The sequence below is a fragment of the Paenibacillus sp. FSL R10-2771 genome, from assembly GCF_038000205.1.
GTDB lineage: Bacteria > Bacillota > Bacilli > Paenibacillales > Paenibacillaceae > Paenibacillus_AQ > Paenibacillus_AQ phytohabitans.
On the sequence record NZ_JBBOBM010000001.1, the window covers coordinates 3,392,550 to 3,409,659 of the forward strand.

The 17,110-nt window shown below is 51.5% G+C and carries 14 protein-coding genes; all 14 read right to left on the bottom strand.

Annotated elements, in window-relative coordinates; all coding sequences use genetic code 11:
* Window positions 1–116: 116 nt before the first annotated feature.
* A complete protein-coding gene (locus NSU14_RS14540) occupies window positions 117–1,316 on the bottom strand; it encodes a hypothetical protein (RefSeq protein ID WP_076245994.1) in 1,200 nt (399 codons plus the stop codon).
* A 125-nt stretch (window positions 1,317–1,441) separates the two neighbouring features.
* A complete protein-coding gene (locus NSU14_RS14545) occupies window positions 1,442–2,689 on the bottom strand; it encodes a SpoIID/LytB domain-containing protein (RefSeq protein ID WP_076245991.1) in 1,248 nt (415 codons plus the stop codon).
* A gap of 245 nt (window positions 2,690–2,934) precedes the next feature.
* A complete protein-coding gene (locus NSU14_RS14550; RefSeq protein WP_076245989.1) occupies window positions 2,935–4,086 on the bottom strand; it encodes an amidohydrolase family protein in 1,152 nt (383 codons plus the stop codon).
* Window positions 4,083–5,147: an aminotransferase class V-fold PLP-dependent enzyme gene (locus tag NSU14_RS14555; RefSeq protein ID WP_340945770.1), complete on the bottom strand. Its 1,065-nt coding sequence runs from the start codon at window positions 5,145–5,147 to the stop codon at window positions 4,083–4,085. The genes NSU14_RS14550 and NSU14_RS14555 overlap by 4 nt, the downstream gene beginning before the upstream one ends.
* Window positions 5,148–5,171: 24 nt before the next feature.
* Complete coding sequence (locus NSU14_RS14560) at window positions 5,172–5,921, bottom strand: ABC transporter ATP-binding protein (protein ID WP_340945772.1); 750 nt, start codon at window positions 5,919–5,921, stop codon at window positions 5,172–5,174.
* Entirely contained in the window at window positions 5,921–6,682 is a 762-nt protein-coding gene (locus NSU14_RS14565; protein ID WP_340945774.1) for an ABC transporter ATP-binding protein, read from the bottom strand. The genes NSU14_RS14560 and NSU14_RS14565 overlap by 1 nt, the downstream gene beginning before the upstream one ends.
* On the bottom strand, window positions 6,682–7,548 hold the full coding sequence (locus NSU14_RS14570; protein ID WP_081956529.1) for an ABC transporter permease: 867 nt from the start codon (window positions 7,546–7,548) through the stop codon (window positions 6,682–6,684). The genes NSU14_RS14565 and NSU14_RS14570 overlap by 1 nt, the downstream gene beginning before the upstream one ends.
* The gene (locus NSU14_RS14575) at window positions 7,545–8,534 is read right to left on the bottom strand and encodes an ABC transporter permease (RefSeq protein WP_340945776.1); all 990 of its coding nucleotides are present in this window, start codon (window positions 8,532–8,534) and stop codon (window positions 7,545–7,547) included. Before NSU14_RS14575 ends, NSU14_RS14570 begins: the two co-directional genes overlap by 4 nt.
* Window positions 8,531–10,111 (bottom strand): ABC transporter substrate-binding protein, encoded by a 1,581-nt coding sequence (locus tag NSU14_RS14580; RefSeq protein WP_340945777.1) that lies wholly within the window; start codon window positions 10,109–10,111, stop codon window positions 8,531–8,533. The genes NSU14_RS14575 and NSU14_RS14580 overlap by 4 nt, the downstream gene beginning before the upstream one ends.
* Before the next feature lie 181 nt (window positions 10,112–10,292).
* Window positions 10,293–11,420: an NAD(P)/FAD-dependent oxidoreductase gene (locus NSU14_RS14585; protein ID WP_340945779.1), complete on the bottom strand. Its 1,128-nt coding sequence runs from the start codon at window positions 11,418–11,420 to the stop codon at window positions 10,293–10,295.
* Between the two features lie 18 nt (window positions 11,421–11,438).
* On the bottom strand, window positions 11,439–12,098 hold the full coding sequence (locus NSU14_RS14590) for an alpha/beta fold hydrolase (RefSeq protein ID WP_445670089.1): 660 nt from the start codon (window positions 12,096–12,098) through the stop codon (window positions 11,439–11,441).
* A 302-nt stretch (window positions 12,099–12,400) separates the two neighbouring features.
* Window positions 12,401–13,276: an amidohydrolase family protein gene (locus NSU14_RS14595; RefSeq protein WP_042137220.1), complete on the bottom strand. Its 876-nt coding sequence runs from the start codon at window positions 13,274–13,276 to the stop codon at window positions 12,401–12,403.
* A gap of 20 nt (window positions 13,277–13,296) precedes the next feature.
* On the bottom strand, window positions 13,297–16,419 hold the full coding sequence (locus NSU14_RS14600) for a GNAT family N-acetyltransferase (protein ID WP_340945786.1): 3,123 nt from the start codon (window positions 16,417–16,419) through the stop codon (window positions 13,297–13,299).
* Window positions 16,420–16,609: 190 nt separating this feature from the next.
* Window positions 16,610–17,104, bottom strand: a complete 495-nt coding sequence (locus NSU14_RS14605; protein WP_039291658.1) for a DedA family protein — start codon at window positions 17,102–17,104, stop codon at window positions 16,610–16,612.
* Window positions 17,105–17,110: the final 6 nt, after the last annotated feature.

Below are 17,110 nucleotides of genomic sequence, written 5' to 3' on the forward strand. Positions count from 1 at the left end.
ACAGGGTTGTTAACTCCGGCTAAAAAGCCTAAAAAAGGCGGGCTGAAGGAGTTCGCCTCCAACAGCCTGCCTTTGCTAATACCCTTTGTTAATGCCCCTTGCTACTTCTACCGGTTCTATTCTGCGGTATAGCGGAAAAAAGTAACCGATGCAGTATTGGTCATTTGCGGAGATCCTTTGAAATAATGCTGGATCAGCTGAGCCGCATTCTTCTTCTTGACCAGTTCCTTCGTATCCGCCATATAAAATATACCGGATGCAGCTGTCTTAGCTGTGTCTCCTGCTGCATAACCGGAGCTCTGGGCAAATCCGGGCAGGAACAATCCTTCCGAGATGCCGTCCTTGAAGCCTACCCCTGCTACACCCGGCGAATGGAAGACTTCTTCAAGCCTCGCGATCCGCTGCTTCTCCTCGTCATTCTTCGGCTTATAATCCGCGTAAAAGATGATGTTGCCCTGTTCATCCGTATCATCCACTCTTGCTGACGGCTGCTTAGTCAGAGGATTGACGGACACGGCGTACCAGGCCCGCATTTTCCAGGCGAGGGCTCCGGCCTTAATGGCTTCAGTATTCATATCGCCTTTCCAGACATGGGGGAATGACTTTTCCAGGTACTCCAGGAAGTCAATCTCCTGTATGCAGACCTGCGCATCCGCACATCCCGGATAGAAGTCCTTGTTCTCTTTGAGTTTCATGTGGACAGCAATCTTGGCGGGCCGTGGGTAATACGGGTTAACCGCGTCTGGAAGCCGGTTCTGCCAAGCGGATTTCTTCAACCGCAGCGACGGATTGCCGCCTGTCATCTCTTGTTTGAGTTGATCCTCTGAAGCACGGTTCACATAACCGATTACCTTACCTGCATAATTCTCAAGGATTCCCTCCCGCCGCTTCTTTTCAATCTCCACCATTCGGGTTTCTTCGGGAATTTGAAACGCATAGGGGGTGCCCACAATTTGGGTTACAGGGGCTATGGAATAGGAAGCGATCTTCCAGCCGCCATTCGGCTTCGTGAATATGATTATCCGGAAGTTCAAGCCGTTCAGGCCTTGCTCGCTCTCTTGCTTCAGGTTATATTCCACAGCTGCATATGCCACTAAGAAAGGCATTCCGGACAATTCATAGGGCGCCACCGTGAGGAAATTCCGCGCCATTTCAACATCAATCGGCTTCACCGCCTTGACATTGAAGGAGAGCATCGTCCGCTCTCCGCCGCTTTCCCATGCTTCTTGCTCGAAGCTCTGGATATGCTTAGCTATAAGATTCTTCATCATATCCTCAGTCAGAATATTCGGGTCAGCCGGTTCTTCCATTCCCACGGCTGCCGCTCCTTGAGTGAGATAGGCGCCAGGTATACCGGCCGGTATTGAACACACCATCAAGAACACTATCATCATACACAAACTGATTCGTTTCATAATAGTCTATACTCCTTCACCATTCATTATCGGGTGTAATGGAAAAAATTGATGGTTCCCTTGTCCATAGTCTTGGGTGATTTGTCGAAGTAATAACGCAGAATCTCATCGAAATGCATTCCCTGCTTGGCCAAATTGGTAGAGTACTTCTGTGACACTAATCCACTTGCCTTACCAGAGCTCTCTGCACGATACTCCGCAAGAATCAGATTCCCCATATTATCCTTGAATCCGGCACCGGCTATGTCATCCACATGAAACATGCTTTGCATATGGGCAATATCCTCCGGCTTCTTTCCAATCGTCGACAAATCAGCCAAGAATTTTTGATCCCTCGTACTGTCATATACATCGGCTTCTCCAACCTGGGCTGAAGGAGTGACAGCCACCTTGTACCATGCATACATTTTCACTGCCATAGCCCCTGTCTTTAACGATTCATCAGGTGCATGCTCATCCCATTCGTTGGGAAGCACATGCTTGCAGTAATCCAGGAAATCAAGAACCTTGACGCATTGGTCATCCCCGGCGCAGCCGTAATACTTCAAATTCCGCTCATCCTTCATGATAACCCGAATATAGCGGGGACGTTTGTAACTGGCATTAATCTCCCCTGGGGACTCTTCGGATAATGCGCCAAAGGCTGCTGCGCTGCCGGACATCTCTTCTTTTAGTTGACTGGGGGTGGCTATATTATGCATGCTGTAATCCGGCACAGTCTTACCCTCATAATCCACGTAGATGCCATCCTGGTGCTTCTTCAGGATTGATGCCATTTGGATTTCGGCTGCGGCTATCCTCCGGTCCTCCTCATTGTTAATACTCTTCCCGAAGCCTATGCCGTTCTCAAGAAAATAGGGAACCGGGGCAATCTCGTACTCATCTCCGACGACCTCCCATTCTCTACCGAGCGGTTGAATGACCGCCAGCATGAAGTTGATGCCGTTCAGCATGTACTTGCTTTCCCGCTCCATGTCATATTCGATAGCGGCATATACAAATCTGTATTTTTTATTGTTCAGGTAGCTGGCTTCCTTCACCGCTTTAAGTTGATCTTTGGGTATCTCCATTACCTTAAGCACTTTGGCACTCTTTACAACTTCCCGGTTAAAAATCTTCTGTTGCTTTCTCTTTAGAATGGTCACATAAACATTCATTGCCTGTTTGGCCAGTACGGGATCAACAGGATTCGTTGGTGCTGCCTGGACAGGCGCCACCAGGTGGGGACTGACCAAGGATACCAGCAGCAATATCGACATGAATTTGCGTAACATTCGAACTTGTTCCTCCTTCAACTTGCCAATTCGTACGGCCTGGGACGAAGCTGATAATTGCAGGTACACCGCCGCCAAGTCGCCTTGAATAATATCCGCTTCCCGACTTTTTTGTATCCATAAATGATTTATATTCACAAAAATGTATTAATCAAATCTGATATGAAAGCACAAAAATATCGCCCTTATTGAAATGGAATACCACCTGCCATTTCAGTAAGGAGCGACTATTACTTGTTCAATAATTATATTAATCCCGCTTCATCCGCCCCGGTAACCACCGAGATGATGCTCTTCCGCAGCTGATCTGCATTCTGTGCCTGATAGGGATCGGCAGCATAAATGACCGCATCGGCAATGTAGCCCTCGGCAATCCTCCCCAGCTCATGACCGCTTCCAAGGATCTCTGCTGCGTCTTGCGTAGCGGACTTCCATGCTTCTGCCCGGTTCAGGCCGTAATCGAACAGCGTATCGAATTCCTGCAGGTTGTAGCCATGCAGTGAAGGAGTAGCATAATCTGTACCGAATCCAAGACGTATTCCCGCCCGCTTGGCATATCCAATGGCCGCGGCATGAGCATCGGCTGCACGGGCGGCCCGTTCACAGATGACCGGACTCAGCGCCAGTACACCTTTGGGGTCAGCTGCGATCCGGTAGATCGAAGTTGTCGGCACGAAGGCTACGCCGGACTCGGCCAGTCGGCCCGCCTGATCCCAGGTCAGGAACATCCCATGCTCAATGGACTCCACTCCGGCCTGGATGGACCAGTCAATCGTCATGCCGCCCCAGGTATGTACCAGAACCTTCTTCCGGTTCGCGTGTGCATGACGGACGATGAAGGCGAACTCTTCCTCAGAGAAGTTCGGCTCCGTTACCTTCTCGGTAGGTGCGCCTAGACCGCCTGTTGCCATGATTTTGATCCAGCCTGCTCCGGTGGCGTAGATTTCTGCCAGACGGCCCTCCAGATGCTTAACCCCCTTGGCATCCGCTGCGCCCAGCATTTCACTGCTGGTCTGCACCCGGAGCGGCTGCTGATAATACTTCACGAGATGACGGATGGTGCTTGGCAGAATGCCGCCGGCATCACGCGCAGTAGTTACGCCAGTCCGTAAGGTGGCTGCGAAGGCCTCTGCCTGCATCACTTCAACCTCCCGGCTGTCCCGGTTCAGCTGGTCGGCATGATCGAAATCTGTCCAGGCCAGATGTGTATGCAGATCAATGATACCCGGACTGATCCATAGCTTCTGCTGAGGTTGTTCCGCCTGTACATGGCGCGGTTCTGCTTCCTTAACAGAAGTGAACCGGCCATTCTGAATTTCAATATCGAACGGTTTGCCTTCGATACCTGCGATATGGATACTGCTGTACGCCTGGAATTGCGGATGCTTGAGAATCATAGGGCTTCACCCCAAACCTGACGGGCAGCTTGTACTGCCTGCTCTGCATCCTGCTTCAGTAATCCGGCAAGCGTCCGCACTGCGCCTTCAACACCTTCCCGGTTGGCATTTGCCCCGAAATGGTTAATCCGCAGCAGCTGGCCGGATAATTCGCCGTCTCCGGGAGCCACGATGCCGATAGGCTGCTTGATCAGCAGCTTCTGCTCCCCGTTCACTCGAACCGTGGTCGTCAATGTGGAATAATGCCGGCTATTCTTCTGCCAGGGTTCAAGACCCAGAGCTGTGATCCCCGCTATGGCAGAAGCTGCTGCAATTTTATGGCGCTTAATCACTTGAACCAGTCCCTCATCGGCAACAGTCGTCAAGGCTACGATCAGAGCTCTGGCCTCCAGTGTTGGAATATTTGGCGGGACGCGAAGCGGCGGCGTGCCGTCCGGTGCCGGCTTCAGATCGAGCAAGGATAGAATGGAATTGCGGGGCGCTCTTTCATTCGACTCCAGGAATGCCCAGCCGCGTGGTGAAATGCTGACTGCGCTGACGCCGTTAGGTCCGGCGAGTGCTTTTTGCGCACCCATTACGGCAAAGTCCACGGACCACTCATCGACTAACAGAGCCTCTCCGCCTACTGCTGATACGGAATCCGTTACCGTAATAAGATTATGCTTGCGTGCAAGCCCGAAGATTTCCTTCGCAGGATTAGAGCCGCCTGTAACTACTTCTGCCTGTACGAAAGAAATAGCAACCGGATGGAACCGCTCAACCGCAGACGCCACCTCTTCCACAGTAATGACTTCATCAAATGAAACTTTCACTTCAATCACCGTCGCTCCACCGCGCTCCAGCCATTGTCCAAACAAACTGCCGTAAGGTCCAGTCACTACATTTAGAATGGTCCGGCCGGGTGCAGCAATTCCTGCAGCTACCGCTTCAATGCCCAATATGGCTTCCCCCGGAATGATCACCGGAGGGTACTGGGTGGATAAGAGATCAGAGACCTGTCCTGTCAATGTATTGAACTCAGACAGGGACAGCGGGACAAATCCTTGTGGTTCTCGGTTCATATAGACCTCCTGATGTAATTGATTTCATTGTGGCATCTTCGGAACCGCCGATAATAGCTCGCGGCTATATTCATGCTCCGGACGGATGAAGAACTGATCCTTGGTATTGATCTCTACCAGCTTCCCCTGCCGCATGACGGCAACGGTATCGCTGACCGCATGAATAACGGCGAGATCGTGAGAAATGAATAACACGGTAAGATTAAGCTCAGCCTTGAGCGTGTGGAACAGCTCCAATACGCTCCGCTGCACGGATACATCGAGTGCACTTGTGGGCTCATCGGCGATCAGCAGGCTCGGCTCCACACTTAGAGCGCGTGCAATGGCAATCCGCTGGCGCTGGCCGCCGGAGAATTCATGCGGATATTTGTCCAGCGACCTGGCTTCCAGCTGCACCCGGCTAAGGAGCTCTTTACTTCTTGTCTCCACTTGGGAACGGTCGACAATCCGGTGAAACAGCAGGGCTTCAGACAGAATCTGCCGGATAGAATGCTTGGGATTCAGCGAGGCATCCGGATTCTGAAAGATCATCTGAATCTTTTTATGCTGCTCCCTGCTTCTCTTCTTGTGCAATTCCTGGGAACCCAGCAGAATCTGCCCCTCGTCCGGAGCGATCAGCCCGGCAATGACCCGCGCCAGCGTAGACTTTCCTGAACCGGACTCTCCGACAAGTCCCAGTGTCGTATGCTGCTCCAAATCCAGCTGAATGTGGTCGAGCGCGGTAAATCCGCCGTAACGGACCGTTAAATCCCGCACCTGCAAAGCTAAATCCATTATAGTCCGCTCCCTTCAAGCTCAAGCTCCGGCAACGGAAGCACCGAATCGATCAGCATCTGCGTATAGGGATCAGCCGGATGCTGCAATAGACTAAGCGTCTCGCCGTGCTCGACAATCTGCCCCTGCTTCATGACATACAATCTGGAGCAGAGGTTAGCGGCAATCGCCAGATTATGGGTGACGAAGACCATTGCGAAACCGAGTTCATGCTGCAGACTGGTGATCGTGTCGATGATCTGCCGCTGAACGGTGACATCCAGGGCGGTTGTCGGCTCATCGCAGAGCAGAATGCCGGGCTTGCAGGCAAGAGCCAATGCGATAACAACACGCTGACACTGGCCACCTGACAGCTGACTGGGATAGCGGTCTTTTTTTCTCAAAGAATCCGGAAGACCCAGTCTTTCAAGCAGTTCCAAGGCAATCGTCCGTGCAGCTCTCCGGCTGACCTGTTGTCTGTAATACACGACTTCTGTCAGCTGCTTCACAACCGGACAGAGCGGGTCCAGCGCCCCTCTCGGGTCCTGGAATACCATTGCACTGCTTACCTTACTCCGGACGGCCCCTCCGGTCTGCTCCACACCACGAGGAAGGAGACCAAGGATTGCCCGCAGTGTAAGCGACTTGCCCGAGCCTGATTCCCCTACCAGCCCGAGACTCTCCCCGCGTGCAAGCGAGAAGCTGATATTATTGACGAGAATTTCTTTCGACTTGGCTGCAAGTGTCAATGATTCTATTTCGAGCACAGGTTCAGTTGACATTATTTTTTCCTCCAAATATCGGCCAGGCCATCCCCTAACAGAGACAACGCTATCCCCGTATATACCACGGCGAATCCCGGAACTGCTGACAGCCACCAGGCGGTGGTAATGAAGGGTTGTCCGTCTGAGATCATTGTCCCCCAGTCCGGTGTAGGCGGTGCGATACCGATACCCAGATAACCCAGTGTAACAATGGCTACAAGCAGCCCGACCATATCTGTCATCAGCACGACAACGGCTTGCGGCAATACATTAGGCAGGAGATGGCGCAGAATAATGCGGCTGCCGGGCAGTCCCAGGGTCTGGGCAGAAGCCACCCATTCCTGTTCCCGGAAGGATGCGCTAAGACCTCTGACCACACGGGCGAATACAATCCAGCCCACGAGAATGAAAGTGATATAAATCCCCCGCTCCCCGGCACCGCTGGCGAAGGCCACGATAATTACGATCAGATAGAACGGGAAAGCGATAAATGTATCTGTAATCAGTGCAATAATTCTATCGGTCCATTTGCCGTAATACCCTGACAGCATTCCCAATAATACACCGGTACAGAAAGGAATGATCTCGGCCAGAACCATGATAGTCAGATCCGTCCGTGCTGCATAGATCAGTCTGGTAAACAAATCACGCCCCAGCTGATCGGTACCCAGCCAGTGGGTGGAAGACGGCGGCTGCAGGAAGGCGCTCAAGTTCTGCTCCGTCGGATGATACGGACTTAAATAAGGGATGAACAGAGCCAGCAGAATAAGCACTGCAAACATTATGATTCCGATCAGCAGGGACGGGGTATTCCATATCCGTCTCAGCCCGTTTACTTGCTTCTTGCCCTCTGGCAATTGTATATCTGGCGTTGTAGTTGTCATTGTTTCCCCTTCGTTCTGGGATCCAGCCACCAGGAGATGATTTCAATCAGCAGACTGATGATCACTACAGATAGCGCGCAATAAAGGGCTATTCCTTGGATGACAGGGAAATCCCGATTCGAAATTGAAGTGAACAGCAGGCTGCCGATCCCTTTGATGCCGAATACCTGCTCGACGACGAGTGTACCCCCGATGAGATAAGAGATGTTAACTCCCAGCAGCATCAGTGTCGGCAGCGCAGAGTTGCGCAGGACATGCTTAAACAGAATAACTCTGGAGGGTATACCCGCTGCTCTCAGCGTGACGACAAAGTCGGATTCGAGTACCTCCAGCATTTGCGCCCTGAGCGAGCGGACCAGTGTAGGAATCTGTGAAAAAGCAACCGTTATCGCCGGCAGCGCCAGGCTTCGCAGCGTCCCTGTGAAGCCTTCACCTACTCCTCCGACAGGGAACCAGCCCAGCCGGACACTAAAGAGCAGAATCAAAAGGATGCCAACCCAGAAGATTGGCATACCGAGAGTGATCGCAGGAAAGATGCGGATCAGGTGATCCAGCAGTTTATCCTTATGTGTGGCTGCAGCAGTAGCAAGCAGAAGTGCAGTAATAATTGCAAGCACACAGGCAATCAGGATAAGCAGCGAAGTTACAGGAGCCCGCTGCATAATCAGCTCTCGTGCCGAGGTGCCCATAATAATGGAATTGCCGGTATCCCCTTGCGTGAACAAGGTCTTCATAAACCGGATGAATTGTTCCCATAGCGGGAGATCCAGCCCCAGGGTGTGATGCATATTCTTAAGCGCTTCGGGCGTACTGTATTCTCCGAGAATCATTTTGGCAGGGTCGCCGGGTACAATACGTATGAGGAAAAAGACTGCCGTCATCACGCAGAGGATAACAATTAAGGCTCTTACAAGTGCTATCCCCAGCCACTTGTAAGAACCATTGTTTCCTTGCGCACCGGTTAAGGTTTGCCTGGAATTCATCATTTGCTTAAGCGCACATCTTCCAGACGGATACTGCCGTTAGGCAGAACAACCAGTCCATCCACCGAAGAACGGGCACCAATCAGGATATCCGGGTAGTAGAGCGGAATGTAAGGCACTTCATCTGCAAGCGTCTGCAGCAGCTCGGTGTAGATGGCTGCGCGGGCATCGCCGTCTGCTGTTTTTTGGCCCTCATACAGCAGCTTGGTTACATTATCGTTCGTGTAATGCGTCCAGTACGACTTGCTGAAGCCTTCCGGATCGGTCTGGAACGCCAGGATCGAGTTCGCTTCCGGAGAGTCGGCTTGACCGCTGTTCAGCATCGCCGCGAAATCATAGGCGAAGAAGCGTTCACGGAAGGTGGCAAGTTCAACGGATTCGATCTCAATCTTGATTCCGATGGCCTGGCCTGCTGCCTGAATAATCTGTGCTTCCTGGGCTCTTGTGCTGTTGCCGGAAGCGATCAGCAGCTTGGTTGAGAATCCGTTAGGGAATGCAGATTTGGCAAGCTCTTCCTTGGCTGCGGCGGCATCGAAGTTCAATGACTTAAGGGTATCATTGGCGTTGTATGGAATCGTTGTCGGCAGCAAAGAATTGGCGGTCTGTGCATATCCGAAGGTTAATGCTTTGGTCAGACCGTCACGGTCCAGCGCCAGCGCCAGTGCACGGCGGACATGCACATCGGAGAAATGCTCATCCAGCGTGTTGAAGAACAATTGCTCCGTCACCCAGCTGCCGTTTGTTACGACAGTAGTATCTGTGCCGTCCTTAATTTCACCTGCATTCTGAAGGGACAGCGCTTCTACTGCATCCACTTCTCCTGCCTTCAGCTGGTTGATTGCCTGACTGTCGTCTTCAATCAATTTATAGACAAGCTTATCGATATAAGGCTTGCCTTCCTGCCAGTAGTTTGTGTTCTTGGTGAAGGTAACATCACCAGCAGGGTCCCAGGTTTCAACTACGAAAGGGCCCGTGCCTACCGGCTTCTTGAAGAACTCTTCTTCGCTGACGCCGCCGAAATTATTCGGGATGATACCATTGGAGAAGTTGGACAGCTCAGAGATGAAAGGTGTGTAGGGTTCTTTTAGCTTAATTACCAGTGTCTTGTCATCCTGTTCCTTGAAGGATTCGACCGTCGCCGAGATCGCCAGCGGACCTTCAACCGTCAAATGACGGTTCAGGGAGAACACGGCATCCTCTGCTGTGACTGGCGTTCCGTTCGAGAACTTCAGACCGTCACGCAATACGAAGGTATACGTTAAGCCATCTTCGCTGATCGTGTGTGACTGGGCAAGAAAGTCCTTAATTTCACCCTTGCTGTCAAAAGCGACCAAAGATTCAAACACTTTATCAATCGCAAACGCATTATTGGAGGTGATCTGGTTATGCAGATCAAACGAGGTTACTGAAGCCGGCCGGCCATAGGTAAAAGTACCTCCTGCAGCAGGTTCTGCTGTGCTTGTGCTTTCCGTTGCGGCTGGACTCGCACTTGCCTGAGCGCCATTACTGGTGTCCGCATTGTTGTTAGAACCGGAGCAGCCTGCCAGCAGCATTACAAACATTACTGTCAGTGTCCCCATTCCAATCGTTTTTCTAAATTTTGCATTTAACTTGGTCACGTGTGATCCACCCTTCCTCTATAAATCATATATGTTTAGTATGGATTGTATTATGGATTACACATCTTCTTCTGTCAAACAAAAGTTCAATGGAGCAGCAGAATTGAATCTAATCCTTCCATTGCAGGAAATGAATTCGTAATCATCTGCTCTCCAACGCCGCCTGGAGGTCATAATCACTAATATCCATATCGGTCTCTCTGCCTAGTGCCAGCTTCGCCAGCTGGCTGCCGATAAACGGGCCCATTGTGAGTCCGGAAGCTCCCAGTCCATTGGCTGCGAGAAGCCCTTTCCATCCAGGGACAGCACCTAAGACCGGAAGGAAGCCTGGTGTAAACGGGCGGAATCCTACCCTCACTTCACCCAAAGTGCTGTTTGCCAGTTCAGGTGCCACCTCCAGCCCCTTATTCAGAATCTCCTGCATGCCGCCTGCGGTCACTCTGGTATTATATCCTTTTATATCATTCTCATGAGTTGCCCCGATTACAATATGCTGCTGGTCAAAAGCGAGCAGATATTGATCACTTGGCGGGATAACTACCGGCCATTCTCCAGTATTCTGATGACCGGAAACCTGCAAGTGCATGATTTGCCCTTTTTGGTAGCTGACTTTGAAATTAATGCCAAGCGGCTGGAGCAGCGGGTTCGCCCAGGCGCCTGCGCACACAATAACTTCATCCGCCGGGTAACACTCCGCACCTACAATAACCCCGGTCACCCGGCCTGGCTCATATTGAAGCGCCGCATCTCCGGCAATTCTGGTGGCACCCTGCTGCTGCGCAGCGTGAAGTAACGCATCCCTCAGGGCGCGTCCATCTACCCGGGCAGCCCCGCTGATATGAACAGAGGCATACCCTTCAGCAAGCAACGGGAACCGTTCACGGGTTTCTTCAGCCGTAAGCCGCGTAATCTCTCCGATTTCCGGTGCATCCGCCCTCCGCAGACGTGCCCGCTCTTCTATTTTGTCCAGCTTGCCCGCATCCGTATGAATACTAAGTGCACCTACCCGGGCATAGCCCGTATGGGTTTCGCCTGCATGCTCAAGTTCCGCGATCAGCTGAGGATAATATCTTGCACCAGCCTTTGCCAGCCGGTACCAGGTCTGATTGCGCCTCTGTGACAGCCAGGGACAGATGATGCCTGCGGCCGCATCCGTGGCTTGTCCTTGATCTTTACGGTCGACAATCAGCACCTCTGCCCCCATTTTTGTCAGCTGGTAGGCTGTAGAAGCCCCGAGAATCCCTGCTCCAATTACGATGACTTTCTTCATAAGATATGTACAGCCCTTTCACTTGAGGTTAGAATTCTTCGCAAGAAATTCAAGGATCGTATCGTTCACCAGCACCGGCTGTTCCCTTCCCATATGCGGCCGGTGGCCGGCACCCGGGACGATCAGGCATTGTGATCCTTTGATCAGCGAGACTAGCTGAATGATCTTATCCGCTGCAGCGTATGTATCGTGCTCTCCTGCAATGATTAGAACCGGACAGCCGATACTGCTTAACTGTGCTTCGCTCAGGTCCGGATATCTACGCCAGTCAGTAGCTGATTGCCGCATGAATTCCTGCCAATTCCCTAGATGTGCTTCTTCATGCCTCTCTTTCATCTGACAGATGATGCCCTGTTGCTCAAGCTCCAGCAGACGCTCCGGCTCAAAGTCTTCAGCACCAGCCGGATTGCAGAATCCGCCGGTTCCAATTGTAGTTAGTGTAGCAACTCTTGCCGGATCATTTACTGCGAGGTACAGTCCGACATTTGCACCCATGCTGTAGCCGGTCAGATGCGCTTTTTCAATACTCATGCTATCCATGAAGGCTGCGATATCATCCGCCAGCTGAGGCGTAGACCATTCGAGACTTTCACACCTGGTTCTGCCATGGCCTCGGAAATCAGGGAAATAACAGGTGTACTTATTTTGGAAATCCAGAATTTGACTAGAAAAGGCCAATAATCCGCGCGAATAACTACTATGCAGAAAAATAACTGGCTCTCCTGTACCCATTTTTTCATAAAACAATTCCAGATCTTTAACTTTCACATGAGGCATGAAACTAACCCTCCATCTGCAGGAATAATTATATTTCGTTAACTCTGACCCTTAACAGCTTAGCACAGGTTGCCTCATCAAGCATCAGGCGGGAGTAAACCCTGGCCCCAACCCATTTCACGCAAAAACAAAAAGAACAGTAATTCCCCGGTTAGAGGGGGATCACTGTTCTAAGTTTCAGATAGATAAAAGTGCTTCTGCGGTTAAATGTTGTCCAGTTCTCTAATCCGCTCCTCCAGCTTAGGGAACACGCGGAGCGCATTATTATAGAAGACATCCTCCCAGTGTGCTTCCGGGATCAGATGCTTCACGAATGTAATGTAGGCATCCAGCGGAACCAGCGGCCAGTCGGTACCGAAGACGAGCCGGTCATATTTCTCGGCGAACACAATCGCCCGGCGGAAATGATCGGTGTAGGTCTGCTCGGTCAGCAGACGGTCCACCTTAGCCTTGTCACCGACGATCCAGCCGGACAGGTCGGTATAGAGATTCGGATTCTTCTCCAAAAGCGCCGCTGTGTCCATAACCCAGGGATCGCCCAGATGGCAGAGCATAAAGGTAATATCCCGGTGCTTCAGGAACGTCTCTTCCATAGACAGCGGATGCGAATATTTCAACAGTCCCCGGTCAGAGTAAGTTAGCCCTCCATGAATAACGACCGGCAGTCCGTAAGCAGAGGCCAGCTTGTAGACCGGATCGTAGATCTCATCCCCCACATTGAAGTGATAATACCCAGCATAGAGCTTGATTCCAACGACATCCTTCTGTTGCAGCGATTGTTCCAGCGCCTCCAGCTGCCCGTCCAGATGGAGGGTCAGCGGATTAATTCCGGCACAGGTAAACAAATTGTCCGGAAGTGTCCCGCTAAGATCAAGCAGCATGGGATTAAGCGCTTCGGAATCCGGAAAAGCACCGGCGGCCGTCTCCGTTACGCCCATACCGACTCCGGCGACAACACCGGAACGGCGGAACTCCTCCAGGAGTCCTTTGCCGGTATAATCGATATGCGCTAAAGTCCGGGCTGTCTCGTGAAAGGTATCAATATTCGAATAATGTACATGTGCGTCAATGATTTTCATGGGTGCTTCCTTTCTTCAGCTCATTTGTTGAACCGGATTGTCAGCAGATCGGCGTAGGCCTGCTCAGGAATCTTCAGATCCGAGATAAGATAGAATTGTGGCTTGCTGAACCGCTCTTCCCCGTCTTGAAGATACAGCGGGTCTATGGCATAAGACAGTGCCGCATGAGTGTTGGCCATCAAGGCTGTAGAAGTAAGATCCGGTGCAGTAACTAGAGTCAGACGCTGTTTACGTTCTGTGGAGCCCACTTGAAGGATTCCGTTAGTACTTCTAACCCCCAGCTGGACTCTTCCTGCCTTATACACAAGCTCTTCACCGCTGCTGTTCTTCAGATACCCTCTGCTGTCCTTAAGATCGGCGGCCGCACGGTAATGGGACGAGGTTTCAAGCTCGAGCGGATATAACGGCGTGCCTGTATTCTGTTCAATGTGTACAGTAGAAGCAAGCACAGGCACACCCGGAAGCATCATGAAATACTGATGCAGGATAAGCCCTCTGTATTTATCATTCTGCTGAATGGTAACGCTCATGCGTATGCCCGACCAGCGGTTACCCTTGTTGTCCGTGAGCTCAGCGAACTCAGCGGTCCGCGGCTCTTCCATGAAGCTGCGTAATGACATGTCAGTGACCGAAGTTAAAATCCCACCCACCCAGGGATTCCACCAGGATTTAGCTATGGGCTGTGGAAAAGAGGAATCCAGCCACTCCTGGCCCTGATACTCCAGCGAGAATAATCCCGGGGCAAAATGGCTGCTGGCCTGTATCCGCAGAATTCCGTTGTCTACGGCAAGCACCTGGGACTGCTCAATCTCCAGAGTCTGACGGCGGAGAACCTGATCCGACACAGGAAGGACAAGGAAAGCTCTGGAGCTCTCATAAATATCCATATTCAGCTGCAGCGTAAGGAGATCGGGCTCAGAGCCTGATGAACGGGTCAGCGGAAGGCTGATTTCCGAGAGCTTGTGTTCACCTTGTACCGTAATCGATGTCTCCTCAATGCTGCCTGCACGAGAAGAAACAGTGATCTCGCCGTCCAAATAACTCTTCTTCTGCTCCAGAATGGAGAGTGTAAGCTGACCGCTGATGAACGGGTTACCCTGATTAAGCTTCACTTCCAGTTGTTGCGCAGAATTGAGATCGCGCGTGTTGCTGCACTGCAGTGCGAACGAACGGAAATCCTGCCAGGTATTCCAGGTCCCCAGCGCAATCCGCAGCGGACCTGTCTCCAGCTTGCCTCCAGCCGGAATCCGGCCCAGCGAATGCTCAACTGCATGCAGCCACGACTCCTGGATAAGCTCTAATTCTGCCGGCCAGCTGATTCCCCGCGAGATTGCCCCATGGGAAGCGAACATCCAGTTCTCTGTAAACTTCTGCACATCCCAGTAGTCCGGGCTGGAAGCTTCTGCGCCTAATTTCAAATCCAGATACTTGCCGTTATAAGGAATAACGCCTCCCCTAAGGCTGAACTCGAAGCTGTCCTTAAGGACCAATTCTTCCTCCTGATCCGTGTCCAGCGGATTATGAATCCTGAAATGCCGGGAGATGAGCCCATTGCTGTTCAGTTTCACCACCATGGTCAGCAGCATGCCCTTTCTTGCAGTCAGTTCATAGACGGCTTCAAGCACAATGGCTCCATCATCTGTATCATACTGCACTTCAACAGGCGATACCTTCTTGAACTCATTGGTATACGGCAGACCGAACTTCGGATAAGGCAGGCTAACGACATTCTTACGGCCATCATATAGCTTCAGCGTATTGCCGGATTTCTCCAGGACTGCCGAATATCTTCCGCTGCTGATGATCCATTCCTTCTCCGTTTTGCCGCCAAAGGCAGCATCTGCCCCAGGGAAGACCAGGCTCATTTCCTGCTGGAGAATTAATGAAGCGGCCTCCTCCGGACTGCTGCCCTCATTAAGGATCTTCACATTATGATGCCAAATGCCGTAGGCTTGCAGCCGCGCTTGTACAGTAACCGTTCTCCGGCCCTTTGCCGGAACTTCGACTTTAAGTGGAGACTGCCCGAAAGCGAGTATAGCATCATCAGGCAGGTCGAAGACGAACACCGTATCTGCGTTGTATTCATTTTCGACAATCACATCAATTTCAAGCTCTTCGCCTATATAAGCTATTTTGTCCGGCAGCTGCAGCTGTACTTTGACCGGGAATTTGGGTTCAACCCCGATTTTGAATACGGCGGGAAGGCCATTAATGAGCAGTTCGGCCTCAACAACCGGATGGGTCTGATAGATACTCTGTTCCTCTTCAGCCGGATGGATGAAGAAGCTGCCTTCGATCCGTGCCTCGGATTCAATCTCCTGCGTTCCGTTCAGCTCAAAGCTGATTTGCGGATTGCTTATACCCTTAATCTCCAGAGCCAAAGGCTTTCCGCTCTTATTCACAGCTTCATAGACAATGGGGTATCGGGCTCCAAAAGGCAGCTCATGCCGTTCAGGAATCGTTGCCTGTATCCGGTAATCCTCCGTCTCAATCAGGCGCAGGCCGCGGCCGCTCCGCTCATACTGCATTTTCAGCTGCAGCCCGTCTTTCAGCCATTCATATGTAAAATAGTCAAATCCGTTATCCCCCTGGCCGTCAGGCTGAACGTTGATTTCGCGGATGCTGTCGTTATACCAGTCGATCTTCCCGAAATAAGACTTCACCGCTCCGGTCTGCAGCACTGAAGGGATAAAATTCATCAGGTGGGTGGTGTCGTCGCGTTTCTCCCAGAAAAAACCGCTTTTCTTATAGGTAGGAACCGCCTTGACGTTCCCTGCCCAGGTGTACAAATCGAGCCGGGGCCAGCCAAGCCGGATGGTCTCCTCTACAGCTTGTCTCACCAGTCCCTTACCAACCTTACGTCCATGGAAATCCGGTCTGACGTTGAGCAGTGGAATATAAAGCGCGCCTGTATCCTCTTTGTAGTGGGAGAAGCTGCAATATCCGATAACCTCTCCGCCCGCAACGGCCAGAAATACCTTGAGCAGCGTGCTGTTCTCGTGTTCACGGAGTACACTTTCCTCTGTCCGGTAAGTATTGTCACCGCCCCAGCTCTCAAAGCTCCGATTCCACATCTCGGCAATGGACGCGGCATGTTTGGCAGGCACGTATTCTTCAATGACTATTTCCTGTGTTTCCGGCATTACGGTATTCCCTCCTCAGATCACTATAGCTTCTCACCTAATGCAATGCACACACGGCAGTAAGTGGATGTTTTTTACAGTATATAATAGAAGGTTTAACCATAGTAATATCTTCTTTGATTATAAAAGATTATTACCTACAGCTATCATCATACCCTGCCCGCTCCGGTCATTGCAAAGCTATGCAAAGCTACGCAAAGGATAACCTTGCCCCCACCAGATAGCCGATAGATACAAACAGGAGCGACCAGATAAATGCACCGGCAACGGTGACAACCAGATATTTTCTGAAAGACATTGCACTGATTCCGGAGATATAGCTGGTAACATGTCTAAGGCCCGGGACGAAATAAGCGATGAAGACCGTCCAGTTTCCGAACCGGAAGAACCATCGTTTCACACTCGCGAACCGCTTCGGCGTAAGCCCTATCCACTTCCCGTATTTGTCCACCACCGGCTGCCCGAGTCTTAGACCGATCGTATAGCTGATCAGCATACCTGTTATTGAGCCGATGAAGCACACCAGCACCGAAACTGAGAAATTCAGCACCATGGTAGAAGACAGATAGCCCACGAACAGCATCAGCAGCTCATCGGGAACGGGGAGTCCAAGAAGTCCCAGCGCGAGCAGTGCAAATATAGCTATATATCCGTATTGCGAGATCATCTCCATGATCCAGGGCATAAGGCA